This window comes from Nocardia sp. NPDC023733, from assembly GCF_040639775.1.
GTDB lineage: Bacteria > Actinomycetota > Actinomycetes > Mycobacteriales > Mycobacteriaceae > Nocardia > Nocardia rosealba.
Genome location: NZ_JBFAAN010000003.1, coordinates 19,880 through 39,583, shown reverse-complemented (window position 1 = coordinate 39,583; position 19,704 = coordinate 19,880). Strand labels below are relative to the sequence as shown.

The 19,704-nt window shown below is 67.6% G+C and carries 16 protein-coding genes; 8 read left to right on the top strand and 8 right to left on the bottom strand.

Features of this window, described 5'->3' with window-relative positions:
• Positions 1-57: 57 nt before the first annotated feature.
• Entirely contained in the window at positions 58-1,392 is a 1,335-nt protein-coding gene (mycP, locus tag AB0F86_RS15630) for a type VII secretion-associated serine protease mycosin (RefSeq protein WP_225281201.1), read from the top strand.
• Here mycP and AB0F86_RS15625 read toward each other — a convergent pair.
• Positions 1,341-2,324: an EamA family transporter gene (locus tag AB0F86_RS15625; protein ID WP_356984533.1), complete on the bottom strand. Its 984-nt coding sequence runs from the start codon at positions 2,322-2,324 to the stop codon at positions 1,341-1,343. The genes mycP and AB0F86_RS15625 overlap by 52 nt on opposite strands.
• A gap of 72 nt (positions 2,325-2,396) precedes the next feature.
• Between AB0F86_RS15625 and AB0F86_RS15620 the strand changes: the two genes are divergently transcribed.
• Complete coding sequence (locus tag AB0F86_RS15620) at positions 2,397-3,296, top strand: LysR family transcriptional regulator (protein ID WP_356984531.1); 900 nt, start codon at positions 2,397-2,399, stop codon at positions 3,294-3,296.
• 83 nt (positions 3,297-3,379) lie between these two features.
• Here AB0F86_RS15620 and AB0F86_RS15615 read toward each other — a convergent pair whose 3' ends face one another.
• Positions 3,380-5,137, bottom strand: a complete 1,758-nt coding sequence (locus AB0F86_RS15615) for an AAA family ATPase (protein WP_356984778.1) — start codon at positions 5,135-5,137, stop codon at positions 3,380-3,382.
• Between the two features lie 325 nt (positions 5,138-5,462).
• Positions 5,463-7,262: a 2-isopropylmalate synthase gene (leuA, locus tag AB0F86_RS15610; RefSeq protein ID WP_356984529.1), complete on the bottom strand. Its 1,800-nt coding sequence runs from the start codon at positions 7,260-7,262 to the stop codon at positions 5,463-5,465.
• 284 nt (positions 7,263-7,546) lie between these two features.
• On the opposite strand from leuA, the gene AB0F86_RS15605 reads away from it, so the two are divergent.
• From AB0F86_RS15605 to AB0F86_RS15595, 3 genes are all read left to right on the top strand, one after another.
• A complete protein-coding gene (locus tag AB0F86_RS15605) occupies positions 7,547-8,311 on the top strand; it encodes a sulfite exporter TauE/SafE family protein (protein ID WP_356984528.1) in 765 nt (254 codons plus the stop codon).
• Positions 8,312-8,418: 107 nt separating this feature from the next.
• Positions 8,419-10,029, top strand: a complete 1,611-nt coding sequence (locus AB0F86_RS15600) for a GMC oxidoreductase (RefSeq protein WP_356984526.1) — start codon at positions 8,419-8,421, stop codon at positions 10,027-10,029.
• A 156-nt stretch (positions 10,030-10,185) separates the two neighbouring features.
• A complete protein-coding gene (locus AB0F86_RS15595; protein WP_225281454.1) occupies positions 10,186-10,977 on the top strand; it encodes an ion transporter in 792 nt (263 codons plus the stop codon).
• Here the strand turns inward: AB0F86_RS15595 and AB0F86_RS15590 are convergent.
• From AB0F86_RS15590 to AB0F86_RS15580, 3 genes are all read right to left on the bottom strand, one after another.
• Entirely contained in the window at positions 10,964-12,166 is a 1,203-nt protein-coding gene (locus AB0F86_RS15590) for a low temperature requirement protein A (protein ID WP_356984524.1), read from the bottom strand. The genes AB0F86_RS15595 and AB0F86_RS15590 overlap by 14 nt on opposite strands.
• A gap of 40 nt (positions 12,167-12,206) precedes the next feature.
• Positions 12,207-12,665 (bottom strand): SRPBCC family protein, encoded by a 459-nt coding sequence (locus AB0F86_RS15585; protein WP_225281452.1) that lies wholly within the window; start codon positions 12,663-12,665, stop codon positions 12,207-12,209.
• Between the two features lie 98 nt (positions 12,666-12,763).
• Positions 12,764-13,336, bottom strand: a complete 573-nt coding sequence (locus AB0F86_RS15580) for a TetR family transcriptional regulator (protein WP_356984522.1) — start codon at positions 13,334-13,336, stop codon at positions 12,764-12,766.
• Positions 13,337-13,407: 71 nt separating this feature from the next.
• Here AB0F86_RS15580 and AB0F86_RS15575 point away from each other — a divergent pair, with 71 nt between their 5' ends.
• From AB0F86_RS15575 to AB0F86_RS15565, 3 genes are all read left to right on the top strand, one after another.
• On the top strand, positions 13,408-13,980 hold the full coding sequence (locus tag AB0F86_RS15575; RefSeq protein ID WP_356984520.1) for a dihydrofolate reductase family protein: 573 nt from the start codon (positions 13,408-13,410) through the stop codon (positions 13,978-13,980).
• A 136-nt stretch (positions 13,981-14,116) separates the two neighbouring features.
• Complete coding sequence (locus tag AB0F86_RS15570; RefSeq protein WP_067494539.1) at positions 14,117-15,382, top strand: aspartate kinase; 1,266 nt, start codon at positions 14,117-14,119, stop codon at positions 15,380-15,382.
• 2 nt (positions 15,383-15,384) lie between these two features.
• Positions 15,385-16,419: an aspartate-semialdehyde dehydrogenase gene (locus AB0F86_RS15565; RefSeq protein ID WP_225281449.1), complete on the top strand. Its 1,035-nt coding sequence runs from the start codon at positions 15,385-15,387 to the stop codon at positions 16,417-16,419.
• A 46-nt stretch (positions 16,420-16,465) separates the two neighbouring features.
• Here the strand turns inward: AB0F86_RS15565 and AB0F86_RS15560 are convergent, their stop codons facing one another.
• A complete protein-coding gene (locus tag AB0F86_RS15560) occupies positions 16,466-17,806 on the bottom strand; it encodes a serine hydrolase (RefSeq protein WP_356984518.1) in 1,341 nt (446 codons plus the stop codon).
• A 49-nt stretch (positions 17,807-17,855) separates the two neighbouring features.
• Positions 17,856-19,094: an amino acid permease gene (locus AB0F86_RS15555; protein WP_356984516.1), complete on the bottom strand. Its 1,239-nt coding sequence runs from the start codon at positions 19,092-19,094 to the stop codon at positions 17,856-17,858.
• Positions 19,095-19,704: the final 610 nt, after the last annotated feature.

The window sequence follows — 19,704 nt, the reverse complement described above, 5'->3', positions numbered from 1 at the left end:
CGGGCGCACAACGTAGTAACACGGGTTGTTCTCGTCGCGGGGATCGTCGGCTGTTCGGTGAGTATCGGCACGCCGACCGCCGCCGCGGCCCGGCCGCCTGCCATCGACGCCTCGGCCCTGCCGGGCGACGGGGCGCCCAAGCCGTATACCGAGGTGGAAGCGGCGAACCCTTGCACGAGCACGCGGACCAGCCCGTCGACCTCCACCCCACCGGCCCAGAAATTCCTCGGTCTCGAACCGGCCTGGCAGTTCAGCCGTGGCGCGGGACAGACCGTCGCGGTGATCGACACCGGCGTCGCCCGCCATCCGCGGTTGCCGAACATCATCGGCGGCGGTGACTATGTCGCCGACAGCGACGGCACCGTCGACTGCGATGCTCACGGCACCTTCGTGGCGGGCATCATCGCCGGTCAACCGTCCTCGACGGACGGCTTCTCCGGTGTCGCACCGGAGGCGCAGATCATCGGGATCAGGCAGTCGTCGAGCGCGTACCGGCCCAAGGGCCGCGAGGTCGACCCGAACGACCCCAAGAACGGCGGCGGCGTCGGCAATGTGTCGAGCCTGTCGGAGGCCGTGGTGCACGCGGCCAATATGGGCGCCACCGTCATCAACATCTCCGAAGTCGCGTGCGGCTCACCGACGATGAACGACCGCAAGCTCGGTGCGGCCGTCGCTTACGCGGCGACGGTGAAAGACGCGGTCATCATCGCCTCGGCAGGCAACAGCGACAACAAGGCCTGCACCGGCAATCCGGGGATCAACCCGCTCAAACCCGGCGCGGACCCGTGGGATTCGCTGGCCACCGCCGTGACCCCCGCCTGGTACGACGAATACGTGCTGTCGGTCGGTTCGGTCGACCTCAACGGGCAGCCCTCGTCGTTCACCGTGCCCGGCCCGTGGGTCGGGGTGTCGGCGCCCGGTGAGCAGATCGTGTCGCTGGATCCCAACAGCGGTGGGCTCGCGTACGCGACCGTCACCAACCAGGGCGACAGCAATATCGCGGGTACCTCGTTCGCCGCACCGTATGTCGCCGGGGTGGCCGCGCTGGTGCGGGCCCGGTTCCCGCACCTGACCGCCGCCCAGGTGATTCATCGCATCCAAGCGACCACCCACTCCACCCCGGAGGGCTGGAACCCCTACGGCGGGTTCGGCACCATCGACCCCGTCGCCGCGCTCACCCACGATGTCGACACCACGACGCCGCTGGTGAAGAAGCCGTCGAGCGCGGAGGGACGCCAGGTGCAGCTGGCCGTGCCACCGACCCCGGCCGCCCCCGACAACACCGCGCGGAATGTGGCGTTGATCGGGCTGGGCGTCGTGGTGGTGCTGTGTGTGCTCGGCTATCTCGCCTCGTTCCCGATCGTGCGTGCGCTCGGCGGGCGCAGGGACTGACCCACCGCGGCATCCACCGGGAGCGGTTGCGGACTGCTGATCGGCGCCGGAAGGGCCTTGGCGGTGGTCGCCGCGAAGGCTCCCGCGATGACGATCACACCACCGAAAAGTGCTGCGGCCGTAGGTTGTTCGTCCAGCACGTGCCACGCCGCGGCGATGCCGACGACCGGGACGAGCAGCGACAGCGGGGCCACGGTACCGGCCGGATAGCGGCTCATCAGGTACGTCCACAGTCCGGAACCGCAGACGGTGGCCAGGATCGCGATGTAGGCCACCGCGACCAGCGCGGGCGGGCCGGTTTCGGTGGCGAAGGCCGAGCCGAGCGCCGCGAAACCGGTCGTCGGGCCCTCGACGGCCATCGACAGGGCGAGCAGCGGCAGCACCGGCACCACCGACATCCACAGGGTCAGATGCAGCGGGTCGAAGCCGGGGGAGTCGGCACCTGCCTTACGGGCGCCGATATTGCCGAACGCCCAGCCGAGACCGCCCGCGAGGGTGAGCAGGACCGGGAGCAGGGTGGCATGGGCCATGCGGTCGGCGCCGATGACCGTCATCCCGAGCACGGCCACCACCAGGCCCGCGATCTGCACCGGCCGCAACCGTTCGCGCAGCAGTACCGCGCCGAGCACGACGGTGAACGGCGCCGAGGACTGCAGGACCAGTGAGGCCAGGCCGGTCGGCATGCCGAGGTGCATGGCGGTGAACAGGAACGCGAACTGCGCGATACCGAAACCGGCGCCGTAGAGCAGCAGCCAGCGTGTCGGCACGGTCGGGCGGGGGATGAACACGAGCACCGGCAGCGCGATGACAGCGAAGCGCAGGGCGGCGAAGAAGAACGGCGGGAAGTGGTCGAGGCCGATGCGGATGGCCAGGAAGTTCAGGCCCCACAGGACGACGACGGTCAGGCCGAGCAGGCGGTCACGGGTGGTCACGTGGTCTATCGTGCGGTCGGCTAATCATCAGGACAATCGAATTAAAGTGCATGAATGAAGTAGATTTACTTCATGTTTTCGGTCGACCGGTTGCGGATTCTGCGGGAACTCGCCGAGCGCGGCACCGTCGCCGCGGTGGCCGAGGCGTTGTCGATGACACCCTCGGCGGTGTCGCAGCAATTGAAGGTGCTCGCCCGGGAAGCGGGCGTCGCCCTGCTCGAGCCGGACGGCAGGCGGGTGCGGCTCACCGACGCCGGGCAGGCTCTCGTGCTCCGCGCGGACGACGTGCTCGCCGCCATGGACCGGGCCGTGGCGGAGATGGCCCACTATCGCGGGTCGCCGCGTGGTCAGGTGCGGGTGGCGTCGTTCCCGTCCGGTGCCGCCCTGCTGCTGCCGCCGGTGCTCACCGCACTCGCCGGCAGCGGTGTGGAACTCGTCGCGGGCGACGAGGATCTGCCGCCGAGCGAAGCGTGGAAGCTGCTCGCCGACTACGACATCGTGCTCACCCACCGCGACGAACGCGCACCCTCGCTGGCCGGGCCACGACTCGCCGCGCGGGTACTCATGCGCGAACCGATCGATGTGGTCGTCGCGGCGGATCACCCTCTGGCGAACCGTGATTCGGTGCGGCCCGAGGAACTGGCCGACGAGACCTGGGTGAGCGTGCGTGGTGGGTTCCCGGTCGACGACGTGCTCAACTCCATCGCCACCGTCACCGGGGTGCGGCCACGGATCGCCCAGCGGCTCAACGAGTTCCGGGTGATCGAGACCGTGGTCGCCTCGGGCTACGGCGTCGCGCTGATGCCACGATTCGCCGTCGCCCACCCGGACCTGACGGTGCTGCGGCTCGACGGGGTGCGGGCGGCGCGGGTGTACGAGATCGTCACCCGGCCGCAGGCGCATCGCCGTCCGGCGATCGCCACGGTGCTCGCGGCTTTCGAGGCAGCCGCAGCGGACGTGCTGACTCGCTGAGGCCGGTCGACTCGACAGGCGCGCATCGAACCGGCCTGTGCGGTGCGACGGCCGACGTGGCGAGGCCACGCCGGCCGACTACGTCAGAACTGACCGTGCTGGTACTGGCCCGGCTGGAACTGCCCGGTCTGGAACTGGGCCTGCATACCCGGCTGGAACTGCTGCTGACCGTGGTAGCCGAAATCGTCGGCGACCATCGCGGCCAGCTCCAGCAGGGCGCGCCGGGTCGGCTTGCTCACCAGTTCGAGGTCGATCTCGGCGCCCTCGGCCAGGTGGTCGTCGAACGGGACGACCTGCACCGCGCGGGTGCGGTCGAGGAACAGCTTGCGCAGCTGGTCCAGGTCGACCGTCGAGGCGCCGCGCCGCGACGCGTTCACCACCACGACCGTGCGTTCGACCAGCTTGGAGTAACCGTGGTGGTCGAGCCAGTCCAGCGTCGCCGACGCGCTGCGCGCACCGTCGATCGCGGGCGAGGTGACCAGCACCAGCGAGCTCGCCATGTCCAGCACACCGGCCATCGCCGAGTGCATCAGACCGGTGCCGCAGTCGGTGAGGATGATGTTGTAGAACGACTGCAGGATGCCGATCGCCTTGCGGTAATCGGCCTCGCTGAACGCCTCCGACACGGCCGGGTCCTGCTCGGACGCAAGCACTTCCAGCCGGCTCGGCGCCTGCGAGGTGTGCGCACGCACATCCGAGTAGCGGGTGATGCTCTGGTCCTCGAGCAGGTTGCGCACCGTCGAACGGGTCTGGCGCGGCACCCGGTGGGCGAGGGTGCCGAGGTCGGGGTTGGCGTCGATGGCGATCACGCGGTCACCACGCTGGGACGCGAAGGTGGAACCGAGGCCGACGGTGGTCGTCGTCTTGCCGACACCACCCTTGAGCGAGAGGATCGCGATCCGGTAGTCGCCGCGTACCGGCTGATTCACGCGCTCGACGAGATCGCGATGCACCACGTCGGCCGCCGACTCACCCGGATTGATGACACCGCCGGACACCTTGTGCACGGCCTTGCGCCACCCGCTGCGCGGCGACTTACGCGCCCGCTTAAGCAGATTCAGATCGTTGACCGAATGCCCCGGCTGCCCGGGCTGCGTCATGTGCTGCGGCTGGAACGGCTGCTGCTGCGGTGCACCCCACTGCTGCCCCGGCGCTCCCATCGGCGCGCCACCGGGGAACTGCCCCTGCGGCTGCATCGGCTGCCCACCGAATTCACCCGGCGGCGGTTGGCCCGGCTGACCGAACTCGCCAGGTTGCGGTTGACCCGGCATCTGGCCCGGCTGCCCGAATTCACCGGACGGCATCTGGCCCGGCTGGCCGAACTCACCCGGCGGCGGACCCGGCGGCATCCCACCCTGCATGGGCGGCTGGTACATCGGCGGGGGCGGCGGGGCCCAGCTGTAGATCGGCTCCGACTGCGGGCCCTGCGGCGCGACCGGTTCCTGTCCCGGGAACTGCGGCTGCTCCTGGCCCGGGAACTGCTGCCCCGGGAACTGCGGCTGCTCGAACCCGGCCTGCGGTTCCTGGCCCGGATGCTGCGGCGGCGCACCGGGATACGGCTGCTCACCCGTCGGGTACTGACCCGGCTGACCTGGCCACGGCTGCTGCTCCGGCCCGTTCGCCACCGGATGCGCGCCACCGCTCTGATACGGGTCGGGCACCGAAAACGTGTTCTGCGCAAAAGGTCCGGGCACGAACCCGCCCGGTTGGAAAACAGTCTGCTCGGAGATCCCGACCTCCGCCTCGGCAGGCGGCTGCTCATCGGGCTTGTCGGTGCTCTCGGCCGCCGGCTCGGCAGCGGCCTCGACGGCATCGTTGTCGTCGTCGCGCACCGTCTGCACCCCGGAGGGACCGGACGCAGCGTCGGCCGTATCAGCCGACGGACTCTGCAGCCAGGGCGGAGAAGTCGGATTATGGTCGTTGTCGGTCACAGTTCCCCCACTTGCTCGATCTGTTCGAGCAGGAAGCTCGGTGCTGAATGTGCACCAAAACGCTAGCACGCGGCTAATCTTCGCGCGCTAGTGGCAGCAGGCCGACGGGCAGTAGTGAGGGTGCATGAGCCCAGCTCAGCGAAGGTTCCGCACGGCCTGCAGTGCGCTAGGCAGCTCCAGCGCCAAAACACCAAAGGCCGGGCAACGCGTACGCTGCCCGGCCCCGATGGTGTTCTCAGCGGTTGGCAGCCCGGTTCACAGCCGAGACGACCGCGCGCAGCGACGCAGTCGTAATAGAGGTAGCAATACCCACACCCCACACAACCTTGTCACCCACAGCCACCTCGACATACGCAGCAGCCTGAGCATCGTCACCAGCCGACATCGCATGCTCGCTGTAATCCAGCACCCGCACGTCGTAACCAACAGTCGCCAGAGCATCGACGAAGGCAGCCAACGGCCCGTTACCCGACCCGCTGATCTCCTGCTCGACCCCATCGACCTTCACCGTCGCGACGATGGAGTCCACCCCACCATCGGTCTCGGCCGCAGTAACCGTCTGTTTGATGCGTTCCAGCGGCAGAATCGGATTCAGGTACTCCGTGGCGAAGACGTCCCACATCTCCTTGGGCGTCACCTCGCCGCCCTCACCGTCGGTGATCGCCTGGATGGCCTGCGAGAACTCGATCTGCAGGCGGCGCGGCAGCACCAGCCCGTGATCGGTCTTCATGATGTAGGCAACGCCGCCCTTGCCGGACTGCGAGTTCACCCGGATCACGGCCTCGTAGGTGCGGCCGACGTCCTTCGGGTCGATCGGCAGGTACGGGACCTCCCAGACGATGTCGGCCACGTCGGCGTTCTGCGCGTCGGCGGTGGCCTTCATCGCGTCCAGGCCCTTGTTGATGGCGTCCTGGTGGCTGCCGGAGAACGCGGTGTAGACCAGGTCGCCGCCGTAGGGGTGGCGCTCGGCGACGGCCAGCTGGTTGCAGTACTCCACCGTGCGACGGATCTCGTCGATGTCGGAGAAGTTGATCTGCGGGTCGATGCCACGGGAGAACATGTTCATGCCCAGGGTCACCAGGCAGACGTTGCCGGTGCGCTCACCGTTGCCGAACAGGCAGCCCTCGATGCGGTCGGCACCGGCCTGGTAGCCCAGCTCGGCGGCCGCGACGGCGGTGCCGCGGTCGTTGTGCGGGTGCAGCGACAGCACGATGGAGTCGCGGCGGGCCAGGTTGCGGTGCATCCACTCGATCGAGTCGGCGTACACATTCGGTGTGGCCATCTCGACGGTCGCGGGCAGGTTGATGATCAGCGGCTTGGTGGGGGTGGGCGCGATGATCTCGGAGACCGCGTCGCACACCTCGCGCGCGTAGTCCAGCTCGGTGCCGGTGTAGGACTCCGGGCTGTACTCGTAGCGCCATTCGGTGTCGGGGTAGCGCTTCTCGATCTCCAGGCACAGCGCGGCGGCGTCGGTGGCGATCTTCTTCACCGCGTCGCGGTCGGCGCGGAACACGACCCGGCGCTGCAGGATCGAAGTGGAGTTGTAGAAGTGCACGATCACGTTCGGTGCGCCGTTGCACGCCTCGAAGGTGCGCTCGATCAGCTCGGGGCGGCACTGGGTGAGCACCTGGATGGTGACGTCGGCGGGGATGGCGCCGTCTTCGATGATCTCGCGGACGAAATCGAAATCGGTCTGGCTGGCGGCCGGGAAGCCGACCTCGATCTCCTTGTAACCCATCCGGACCAGCAGGTCGAACATGCGACGCTTGCGGGCGGGGCTCATCGGGTCGATGAGGGCCTGGTTGCCGTCGCGCAGGTCGACGGCGCACCACGCGGGCGCGCGGTCGATGATCTTGTCCGGCCAGGTGCGGTCGGGCAGCGTGATCGGCTCGACCTCCTCGGCGTACGGGCGGTACCGGAAGGCCGGCATCGAGGAGTTCTTCTGGTTGTTCCAACCGGGCTGGTCGGCCGGGGCAGGTTTGCTGGGGGCCGTGATGGTGCGCGAAGCGGATACGAATGCGTCAGCCGAGGACATGCAAGTTTCTCCGTGGGTGTGGTGGATTCCCTGATGGGAGCGGGTCGACCGGCGCGTTGGAACCCCGCGACGGGAGCCGGTCCGTATCAGAACCCGTCGCGGCGGCCGAGAAGAAGTGCCCGCTGCATGATGCCCCGAGCTTACCGTGCGCCCGCCCCCGCTGGTAAGCGGCCTGCGGAAATAGGTGTGCGGATCCGCACCGCACCGGCCGACCGGTACGGTTCGAGGGATCCCAGCGCTTGTACGTGCCTTCGCGCACGACGAGACGTCACAAAGGAATTCGTATGACTTGGTTACAGCAATTGGCCGTTTTCGCGGCCGGAATCGCGGCGGGTGGCATCAACACCATCGTCGGGTCCGGCACGCTCATCACCTTCCCCGCACTGTTGGCGTTCGGTTTGCCACCGGTCACCGCCAACGTCTCGAACACCATCGGCCTCGTCCCCGGCTCGGTGAGCGGGGTGATCGGGTACCGGCGGGAACTGGTCGGGCAGCGGTCGCGACTGCTGCAGCTCGGCACCGCATCGCTGTTCGGCGGTATCACCGGCGCGGTGCTGCTGCTGACCATGCCCGAATCGGCGTTCAAGGCCGTCGTTCCGGTGCTCATCATCGCCGCGTTGGTCCTGGTGATCGTGCAGCCGCGGCTGGCGGCCTGGGTGAAACGCCGTCGTGGGGAGGGCGCGCCCGCACCCGCGCACGGCGGCCCGATCCTGTTGGTCGCGGTGTTCGGCACGGGCATCTACGGCGGCTACTTCGGCGCGGCGCAGGGCGTGCTGCTGCTCGGCCTGCTCGGTGTGTTCGTGCACGAGGACATCCAGCGGCTCAACGCGGTGAAGAACGTGCTCGCGCTGATCGTGAACGCGGTGTCGGCGGTGATCTTCATCGTGATCGCCGATGTGAATTGGCAGGCGGTGGCGCTGATCGCGGTCGGCTCGATCATCGGCGGTCAGCTCGGCGCGAAGGTCGGCCGCAAGTTGCCGCCGAATGTGCTGCGCGCGGTGATCGTCGTCGTCGGTTCCATCGCCGTGATCCGCCTGTTGACGACCTGACATGGGCGCCTCCTGGTGATCGGTGACAAATCCGGCCACTAGCGGGGTCGATTCGGAAGTTGCGCGGTATTCTGCGCTCGGCCATGCGTGATGAGGGAGGTGGCCTGGTGCACAGACGTGCCTTCTTCAAGGCGGCGGGACTGGCGACGCTCGCCGGGACTGTCGGATCGACCCTGACGGGCACGTCCGCGCACGCCGACCCGCGTTCGGCGATGTTCGAATCATGGGTTCCCGAGATCTTCGCCCCGGTTCCGGACGCGCCCGCGCACACGAGCGCCATCGTCATCGGCTCCGGTTTCGGCGCGGCCGTCACCGCGTTGCGCCTGGCCGAGGCCGGCATCGACAACACCGTGCTCGAGCGTGGTTCGCGCTGGCCCAACGACCCGTGGCGCGAGATCTTCACCGGCGACGACCTGCCCGACGGGCGCGGGTTCTGGCATCGCACCAGCTTCACCGGCGTCACCAAGGTGCCGATGAGTTTCGGCGCCTTCGGCGGTGTCCTCGATGTCACCGAGTACGCGGGTATCGACGTGTGGCGGGCGGCGGCCGTCGGCGGCGGTTCGGTGATCTTCACCGGCGCGATGGTCGCTCCCGAGCGCAGGCTCTTCGACCAGGTCTTCGGCGGTGTCGTCGACTACGGGGAACTGGAGCGGGTGTACTTCCCGAGGGTCCGCCAGATGCTGCGCCTGGACCCCATGCCCGGTGACATCTACCAGTCCCAGCCGTTCACGCACTCCCGCGCCTGGGACGATCAGGTACGCGCGGCGGGGTACCAGCCGGTGCCCAACGACTCGATCTTCACCTGGGACGTGCTGCGCGCCGAGCTGGCAGGCGGCTCGCGTCCGTCGGCCACCGTCGCCCGGTCCAACCTGGGCAATTCCAACGGCGCCAAATTCGACCTGAACCAGAACTACCTGCGCTACGCCGAGCAGACCGGCCGTTCACGGGTGTACCCCGGTCACCGGGTCGACAGCATCGCCCAGGAAGCCGGCGGCAAGTTCGTGGTCACCGTGACGAAACTGGCCCCGTCCGGCGCGCAGCTCGGCACCCGCACCTTGACCTGTGACAAGTTGTTCCTCGGCGCCGGTTCCGTCGGCACCTCCGAACTGCTGGTGCGCGCCCAGGCCACCGGCGCGCTGCCCAATCTCAACGAGCACATCGGCGACGGCTGGGGCACCAACGGTGACGTGGTCCTGGCCCGCGGTGCCAGCGGTCTGGCCGGTTTCGGTCAGGGTGTGCCGAGCGCGAGCCGCATCTACGACGAGTCGACGATGCCGTTGACACTCGAGAACTGGTACATCCCCGGCATCCCCTTCGAGACCGGCGCGCTCGCCTCGCTCGGCATGGTGCTCGACCCGACCCGCGCCCGTTTCGGCTACCACCCGGCTACCGGCGGTGTCGGCCTCACCTGGCCCACCGCCACCCAGGATGCCGTGGTCCACGCGGCACGCACCGTCGACCGCCGGATCGCCGACCGGGCCGGCGCGCTGGCCGAATACGGTGCCCTCGGCTACGACGCCAACGCCGAGTTCACCGCGCACCCGCTGGGCGGCGCCGTGCTCGGCAAGGCCACCGACGCCTACGGCCGGGTACACGGACACCCTGGGCTGTACGTGATGGACGGTGCCGCGATTCCCGGCAGCACCGCCACCGTCAACCCGTCACTGACCATCACGGCGCTGGCCGAACGCAATATCGAGGCGATCCTGCGCGGCTGACACGCGCCGAAGCCCACTCGGACGGCGCCGCAACCAATTAGCGTGGGCAAAGTACTTGCCGCCGATCGGGCGGGCCGAGTAGCGGCGTCAGCCGCCGGAACCACAGGAGCGGTCGAGTTGGCGTCACCGGGGATCGAACCGGTCGAGGTACAGGACGTGCGAACCACAACGCCGTCGCTGCGCCTGGACATCTTCATGCTCGTCCTGGCGATCGTGTCGGTGGTGCTGGTCGCCTGGATCACCTTCTTCCCGGTGTCGGGCAAGACCTATCACGCGATCGTGGTGGCCGACTGGACCATCTGCGGCATCTTCGCGATCGAGTTCCTGTGGCGCTGGCGGCGAGCGGGCTGGCCGTGGACGTTCCCGTTCGTCTACTGGTACGAAGTGCTCGGCATGATCCCGGTGACCAGCCCGATCTTCCGTGGCTTCCGGTTGCTGCGGATCGTGGTGATCCTGATCCGGCTCGGCCGGGTGGCCGACCGGGCGTTCGGTGAGCGGGTGACGGCCAAGATCGTCAACCGGTTCGTCGGCACCATCGTCGACGTGATCCGCCGCCCGATGACCGTCGCGATCCTCGACGAGGTCTCCAATGTGCTGCGCGCGGGCCACTACACCAAGAACATCGCCGCCGCGCTCGAGGAGAACCACGCCGAGATCGACCAGCTCATCGTCGATCTCATCAAGAACGACCCGCAGACCGGCAAGCTGCGCTACGTGCCGTTCCACGACGACATCATCCGGCTCGTCGCCGACACGGTGTACCGCATGCTCAACCAGTTGCTCGACGATCCGCGCACCGACGAACTGGTCGCCGACATGCTGCGCGAGAACCTCGACCAGATCAACGAGGCCGTGCGCGCCGGCGTGCGGGTGCCGCCCTCACAGCGCGGCGCCACACCCACCGAACACGGTGTGCGCCATCATCTCTCGCAGATCAAGCGTGCCTGATCTCGTCGCGCCTGCGCGCATAGTGCACCGTCTCCCAGATCACCGGCGCGGCGAGGATCGCGCACAGCAGGCCGAGGGAGACGAGCGCGGGCAGTTGCGCGGCGACCGGGATCAGCGCGAACAGTAGGGCTGCCACCAGCACTCGGGCGGTCGAGAACTGCCGCACCGCAGCGTATTTCGCGCCGACGACCGCCAGCAGGAACACCGCTGGCCCGGCGTAGAGCGCGCCGAGCGGAATGCCGTAGAGCGGATCGGTGAGTTGATGGTGCGAGGAGTCGCCCACGTAGTACAGCACCTTCTTCAGCCCCAGCGAGAGCGCGATGACACCGGCGATCATCGGGAAGTGCCCGTAGGTGTAGCTGAACTGGGCGATCTTGATCTGCGCCGAGCCCTTCGCGTTCGCCAGCCCCTCTTCCATCGAGATGGCGGCCACGTCGAAGTACAGCCACCACAGCAGACCCGACACCGTCAGCCCGAGCATGGAGGCCACCGTGATCGGCCACGAGATCGGCAACCCGGCCACGCCGATGCCGATGGACACGATCGACTCACCCAGCGCGACGATGACGATCAGCCCGTACCGTTCGGCGAAATGCTTGGCCGAGTTGATCCGCCAATCCGTGCCCGCCACCGCCGTCCAGACCATGTCGCCGACGATCGCGGCGAGCCAGAGCAGAATCTGCGCGAGACCGGAGGTGGTCGCGGCGATCACCAGCAGTGCGGTGCCGACCGTGATCGACCCGAGCGCCCAGCGCAGCAACTGCCCGCGCAGCTTGGGATCGTCGCGGCTAACCGTCCAGAAGATGACGACATGCACCAACCGCACGACCAGGTATGCGATGGCGAAGACGAGCGGCCCGTACCAGCCGCCGGGCAGGTCGACGAACGCCTCGGGGATGGTGAGTGCCGCCAGGAACGCACCGCCCATGGCGACGAACATGCCCACTCGGGCGATGCCCTCGTCGGCGCGCACCACATTGCCCAGCCACGAATAGGCGATCCACAACCACCACATGAGCGCGAGCACCAGCAGGGCGCGCAGCATGTTCACGGCCGAGGTGTTGTCGGCGGCCAGGTCGGTGACCATCGTGAACGCGAAGACGATCACCAGGTCGAAGAACAGTTCGAGCTGGGTGACCGAGCTGCCCTCGGTCACGGGCTGGAATCTGGCCCGTGGTTTTCCGATCATTGGCCTATCGTGTCACCTCGGAGCCGAGGCGGCGCGCTACTCAGCCGACGGCGTAGCCCTCGTTCTCGGGAAAACGCTCGGCGAAGTCGATGAAATTCGCGACCGCTTCCTCGTTCTCCTTGCGCAAGGTGCGGTTGAACAGGATGCCGGGGATGGGCAGCGGGTAGCGCAGTTCCACGTGCAGATCGACCTCGGTGACTTCGCCCGCCTCGAACAGCTCGAACGAGCCGCCGCCCTTGGACCCGCGACTGCTGTCGACGACCTCCCAGGACACCCGGTTCGGTTCCCAGTGATATTCCAGGACCTGGGTGTCGATGTCTCCCATGATGCGGGCGGCGACGAAGACCCGTCGTGGCCTGCCGTCGGCGTCGGGCGGCCCCATCCGGACATCGCTGTAGGACGGCGACCATTCCGCCATGCGGTCGACGGCAAGTAGTGCATCCATGACTTGGTCGATATGAGCCTCAACGGTGAAACGGATGTCGATCTTCGAGCGCATCTTGCCTGTCCTCCGAACCCCCGCTGTCTCTCGCGCCCGATTGTGCACAGTTGTACCAGTGATCGTCAACACGTCTATGGTCTGGACAAACGACCGGGTCAGCCGCGAATTGCCCGCTCGACGGCGATTTCGATCAGCTGCGAACTCTGTTGCTCGGTGAACACCCCTGGGAGGGTTAGGTGTTCGAGGATCAGCCAGTTCAGCGCCAGGTACAGCAGTAGTACGGAGGCTTCGTCGCCCGGCTGACCCGACGCCAGGTGATTGCGGACATTGAATTCCAGATCCGCGCCGACCCGTTCGGTGAGCACCTTGCGCAGCTCCGGACGACGGGTCGCTTCGAGGCGTAATTCGAGCAGCGCGAGGTAGGCGGTGCGGTGCGATTCGAGCCTGCCGACGACCTCTTTCATCAGCGCGGTGATGTTCTCGACCGTTTTGGGGCCCTCGCTGACCAGGGCGAGTGTCTCCTCGGTCGGCTGGACCACCTCGTAGAAGCGGCTGCCCGCCTGGGTGAGCAGTTCGTCGCGGTTGGCGAAGTAGTTGGAGGCGGTTCCGGCGGGCACGCTCGCCTGTTTGTCGACGGCGCGGAAGGTGAGGCCGCGGGCGCCTTCGGCGGCGAGGACCTCGATGGCGGCGTCGAGCAGGGCTTGTCGACGTTCGGGATTACTTCGCACTTGACACCACTCCGTCTGTAGTACTACGTTTTAACCACTTCACTCATAGTACAACGACTGAGGCGGTACCCATGCGAAAGCTCGTCTACTACATCGGCGTCACCCTCGACGGCTACATCGCAGGTCCCGGCGGTGAAGTCGACTTCTACCCGGTCACCCCGGAGTACGAGGCCGCCCTCGGAGCGGAATTCCCCGATTCCATTCCCACCCATCTGCGCGCCCACGTCGGCATGGACGTCGATGCGCCGAACAAGCGCTGGGACACGGTGCTGATGGGCCGCGGCACCTATGAACCGGGGCTGCTCCTCGGTGCGGTCGACCCCTTCGCGCACCTGAAGCAGTACGTCTTCTCCTCGACGCTCGAGGTCGACCACCCGAACGTCGAGGTCGTCTCCGGCGACGCGGCGGAATTCGTGCGCGGACTCAAGCAACAGGAAGGCCTGGACATCTGGTTGTGCGGCGGCGGGAAACTGGCGAGTCAACTCCTCGAAGAGATCGACGAGATGATCGTCAAGAGCTATCCGGTGGTCGCGGGCGACGGCATTCCGGCCTTCGGCGGCGTCTTCCAACCGACAAGTTTCACCGCCGTGCGGCGCGAGGTCTACGGGAACGGCGCCCAGGTCACCTGGTTCGAGCGGGCCTGATCGCCGAGATTGTGCACAGGTGACGAGCCTGTGTCGTTTTGCACAGGTCAGGGAGGTAGCGGCAGATCACGGGACCGGCGGCCGGTACTCTAGGTCCCTGATACCGAACTGATACCCGATCGCGAAGGACCTTGCTGTGGCTCTCGTTGTTCAGAAGTACGGAGGATCCTCGGTGGCTACCGCCGAGCGGATCCGGCGCGTCGCTGAACGGATCGTGGAGACCAAGAAGCAGGGCCACGACGTGGTCGTGGTCTGCTCGGCGATGGGTGACACCACCGACGAACTCCTCGATCTCGCCGAGCAGGTGGCCCCCGCGCCACCTGCTCGCGAGATGGACATGCTGCTCACCTCCGGCGAGCGCATCTCGAACGCGTTGGTGGCCATGGCCATCCACACCCTCGGCGCCGAGGCGCGCTCGTTCACCGGCTCGCAGGCCGGTGTCATCACCACGGGCGCGCACGGCAACGCCAAGATCATCGACGTCACCCCCGGCCGCCTGCAGGAAGCCCTCGACGAAGGCCAGATCGTGCTGGTCGCCGGCTTCCAGGGCGTGAGCCAGGACAGCAAAGACGTCACCACGCTGGGCCGGGGCGGTTCCGACACCACCGCCGTCGCCCTGGCCGCGGCGCTGAAGGCCGATGTCTGCGAGATCTACACCGACGTCGACGGCATCTTCAGCGCCGACCCGCGCATCGTGAAAGACGCGCAGAAGCTCGACAACATCTCCTACGAGGAAATGCTCGAGATGGCGGCCTGCGGCTCGAAGGTGCTCATGTTGCGCTGCGTCGAGTACGCGCGCCGCTACAACGTGCCCGTTCATGTCCGGTCGTCCTACACCGACAAGATCGGCACAACTGTTTTCGGATCGATGGAGGACATTCCCGTGGAGCAGGCAATCCTGACCGGCGTCGCGCACGACCGCAGCGAAGCCAAGGTGACCGTCGTGGCACTGCCCGACGAGCCGGGCTACGCGGCCAAGGTGTTCCGCGCGGTCGCCGACGCCGAGATCAACATCGACATGGTGCTGCAGAACATCTCCAAGGTCGACACGGGCAAGACCGACATCACCTTCACCCTGCCCAAGACCGACGGCGCCCGCGCGGTGGAGATGCTCACCAAGCGCCAGGACGAGATCGGTTTCGCACAGGTCCTCTACGACGACCACATCGGCAAGGTGTCCCTGGTCGGTGCGGGCATGAAGTCGCATCCCGGCGTCACCGCCACCTTCTGTGAGGCGCTGGCCAACGCGGGCGTCAACATCGATCTGATCTCCACCTCGGAGATCCGGATCTCGGTGCTCGTGCGCGACACCGAACTCGACGAGGCCGTGCAGGTGCTGCACAAGGCCTTCGATCTCGGCGGCGACGAAGACGCTGTCGTCCACGGCGGAACGGGGCGCTGATCATGGGTGTACGTGTAGGTGTTGTCGGCGCGACCGGTCAGGTCGGCGCCGTCATGCGCAAGCTACTCGAGGAGCGCAACTTCCCGGCCGACGAAGTGCGCTTCTTCGCCTCCGCCCGCTCGGCCGGTAAGACGCTGCCGTGGCGCGGCGGCGAGATCGTCGTCGAAGACACCGAGACCGCCGATCCGTCGGGTCTCGACATCGCGCTGTTCTCCGCGGGCGCGACCATGTCGCGGGTGCAGGCACCGCGGTTCGCGGCCGCCGGTGTCACCGTCATCGACAACTCGTCGGCCTGGCGCAAGGATCCCGATGTGCCGCTGGTGGTCTCGGAGGTCAACCCCGAAGCCACCCGCTCGCTGCCCAAGGGCATCATCGCCAACCCGAACTGCACCACCATGGCCGCGATGCCGGTGCTCAAGCCGCTGCACGACGTGGCAGGCCTGCAGCGTCTGATCGTGTCGTCGTACCAGGCGGTGTCGGGTTCCGGGCTGGCCGGTGTCGAGGAGCTCGCCTCGCAGGTGCGCGCGGTGGCCGCCGACGCCGAGAAGCTGGTGCACGACGGTTCGGCCGTCGACTTCCCCGCCCCGAACAAGTACGTGGCGCCCATCGCCTTCGACGTGATCCCGCTCGCGGGCGCGCTCGTGGACGACGGCTCGGGCGAGACCGACGAAGATCAGAAGCTGCGCAACGAGAGCCGCAAGATCCTCGGCCTACCCGACTTGCTGGTGAGCGGCACCTGTGTGCGCGTACCGGTGTTCACCGGTCACTCGCTGTCGATCAATGCCGAATTCGCCGAACCGATTTCGGTGCAGCAGGCGCAGGAGTTGCTGGCCAAGGCGCCGGGCGTGCGGTTGGTCGATGTGCCGACTCCGCTGGCTGCCGCGGGCCAGGACGATTCGCTCGTCGGGCGTATCCGTCAGGATCCGGGTGTGCCGAACGGCCGGGGTCTCGCCCTGTTCATCTCGGGCGACAACCTGCGAAAGGGCGCTGCCCTCAACACGATTCAGATCGCGGAAGTTCTGCTGAACAACCGCTGACGGGTACTTTCCGAAGCCGGGTCACCTCGAAGGTGGCCCGGCTTTGTCAGCGGATGCCGGGGGTTCGGGGATCGTTGCCCACGCAGGCGAGAATGGCGCAGCCCGGTGGGATGCTGGCGAAGGGCGCGGCCAGGGGCTGGTTGAGGCAGTTGAAGACGGTGCAGCCGGGGTAGGCACCGGGGCCGATGCCGAATACGGCCAACAGAATTTCGGCGTCTACCAGGGATTTCGGGTCGAAGTTCAGGGGCGGTTCGACGTACGGCGCGGGGGTGGGCACGGGGGCGTCGGTGATGGCGGCGAAGAGGCGGCGGAAGAATTCGTGGGGGAGTTCTTCGGCGTGGGCCAGGATGCCGCTCGGGCCGTAGGCGGTGATGTTGCCGAAGGCACCGGTCCACATCACCATCATGTCCAGTTCGGGCAGGAAGAAGACGTTCTGCAGGGCCAGACCGGACATGAAAAAGGTGTTGTCCGGCAGGAATTCGGGTGACTCGTTGCAGCCGGCGCCCACCCAGAACAGGTAGCCGTAGCAGGGGTTCTGCTTCGACGGTGTGCGCGCTTTGCGCAGATAGTCGGCCGAGACCACCTGCTCGGCGCCCCAGCGGCCGTCGTTGGCGACGAGCAGGCCGATCTTGGCGAGGTCGTCGGGCGGCAGCATCAGGTGGGCGTATCCGTAGGTGTGGCCGGATCGATCACGCGCCCAGTAGTAGTCGGTGGCGGGGATGCCGAGCGGGTCGAACAGCTCGCGCTGTGCGAACTGCTGCAGCGGTTCGCCGACCGCCAATTCGATGACGTAGGACAGCAAGTCGACATTGCGCTGGCTGTAGCTGAACGCCGCGCCGGGCGGGTTGGCCAGCGGGACGGCCAGCGCCTGCACGGCGCTGTTCGGGTCGACCGGCACCACGGCGGTGATGCCCTCGCTGAGCACGCCGACCTTCATGCCCGAGGTCTCGGTGAGCAGGTGCTCGACGGTGATGGATCGATGCGTCGCATCGCCGAGGCCGGGCGGCAGGTAGCGGTCGATGGGTGCGTCGATGGCGAGTTTGCCTTCGTCCGAGGCGATTCCGGCGAGCATGGATGTCACCGATTTGGTGACGCTCCAGATGTTCCACGCCACCTTGCCCGTCTCGTGATTGCGCAGGCCCTCGCCGACGAGGCAGTTGTGCCGGAACACCTGCACATTGAGCCGGTTGCGGGTGGCCGCGAACTGTAGTGCCTCCGTAAGTTTCGCCGAATCGAGGCCGACCGCTTCGGGTTCGGCGCGTTCCAGGTCGCGGGCAGAGGTCACCTCGCAACTCGCCTGCGGTGCGCTCTGGGCCGGGGCGGCGAACAGCGTCGCCGATACCAGTGTCGAAACGAATACCCCTGCGAGAACACCCCTGATTCGCATAGTTCGAGGGTAGATGGCCTGCGGCACCGTAACCCGTATAGCGAGGCCCCTAACCCGCGGGTATGTTCCGCCGCACCGCGTACACGGCCGCACCGAGCGCGAGCACCGCGAGGCCCGCGAGCACCGATCCGAGCGGCAGCGAGAACCCGACGATCACACAGCCGAGCGCACCGACCACCGGAACCCACCGTGCCGGACGGATTTCGGCGGTGCTCAGCGTCGCGGCCGAGAGGTTGGCGACGAGGTAGTAGGCCAGGACCGCGAACGAGGAGAATCCGATGGCGGCGCGCAGATCGACGGTCGCCGCGAGCACGGCGACCACCACACCGACGGCGAGTTCGGCGTGGTGCGGCACCGAATAGCGCGGATGGACGGCGGCCAAGGTGGCGGGCAGGTGCCCGTCACGCGCCATCGCCAGTGTCGTTCGCGAGACGCCGAGGATCAGCGCCATCAGCGATCCGGCCGCCGCGAGCACCGCCCCGACCCGAACCACCGGGGCCAGCCACCCGGCACCCGCGGCCTCGACGACGCGGGCGAGCGGGTCGTGCGCGGCGGCCAGTCCGCCGGAGCCGAGCGTCAGCAGGGCGGCCACCGCCACCAGCGTGTACACCGCGAGGGCGCCGGCCAGCGCCAGCATGATCGCGCGCGGAATGGTGCGTTGCGGGTCGCGCACCTCCTCGCCGAGCGTCGCGATGCGCGCGTACCCGGCGAAGGCGAAGAACAGCAGCCCGGCCGCCTGCAGCACGCCGTACGGGCCGATCTCGTCATCGAGAACAATTGCCGCCGAATGATTTCCACTGACCCCGGCCACCACGACAGCCGCGAGCACGACGAGTACCGACCCCACGATCACCCGCGTGGCCAGTGCCGACTTCTGCACCCCCACATAGTTGATGCCCGTGATGACGACCACCGCCGCCACCGCGACCACGTGCGCGTGGTCGGGCCACGCGTAGCTGCCGACCGTCAATGCCATCGCCGCACACGATGCCGTCTTCCCGACCACGAACCCCCAGCCGGCCAGATACCCCCAGAACGGCCCGAGCCGCTCCCGTCCGTACACATACGTCCCGCCCGACACGGGATAGAGCGCGGCCAGCCGGGCCGAGGACTGGGCATTGCAATAGGCGACGACGGCGGCGATGCCCAAGGCGAGCAGCATCCACGACCCGGCCGCACCGGCGGCGGGGCCGAGCGCGGCGAACACCCCGGCACCGATCATGGCGCCGAGCCCGATCACCACACAGTCGCGCAGACCGAGACCCCGCGTCAGCTCCATGGACACCATCGTCGGGCATCGCGGTCACCGGCGCGACCCGGGAAACGACGAACGCCGCCAGGTCGATGAGGGTGACCTGGCGGCGTTCGCGAGTCGAACGGATCGCGTGGGGCGATCCGGTCAGGGTGTCGACGCCCCACAAGCGCCTCTCGGCGAGTGGTCGCTCGTAGCGACAAAGGGGTGAGGCCCGGGGCTGTTCGGACGCCGACAGTGGTGTTCAACCGGTGAGCCCCGCGAACTATTCCGGTATCCGGGTGGTGACGCTGCTCACTGCCCGAGCAGGTCGGGGCGCGGAGCTGTTCGGCTCCGCGCCGTTGTGCGGTGTCAGAAGTTGCTGAACCAGTACAGCAGGCTCGCCAGCAACCAGACGATCATCGTCTCCATCGTCGTACTCCATCTCTTCGGTCCTTCCATTCTCGCCGAGAACCGACAAGTTGTTCTTAAGAACCTCTAGAGACCCAGGTCGCATTCTTTTCTCGGGCACCGGGAGCAACCGGGTCCGGCAGGTCTCGAGGGGTGATCAGCCGGACCCGGCGGTGTAGCCGGAGGGTGGCTCTTCCAGACGCTGAAGACGAACTGCCGACGGTAACCACACCGAGAGACTACGACCGAAGCCGCT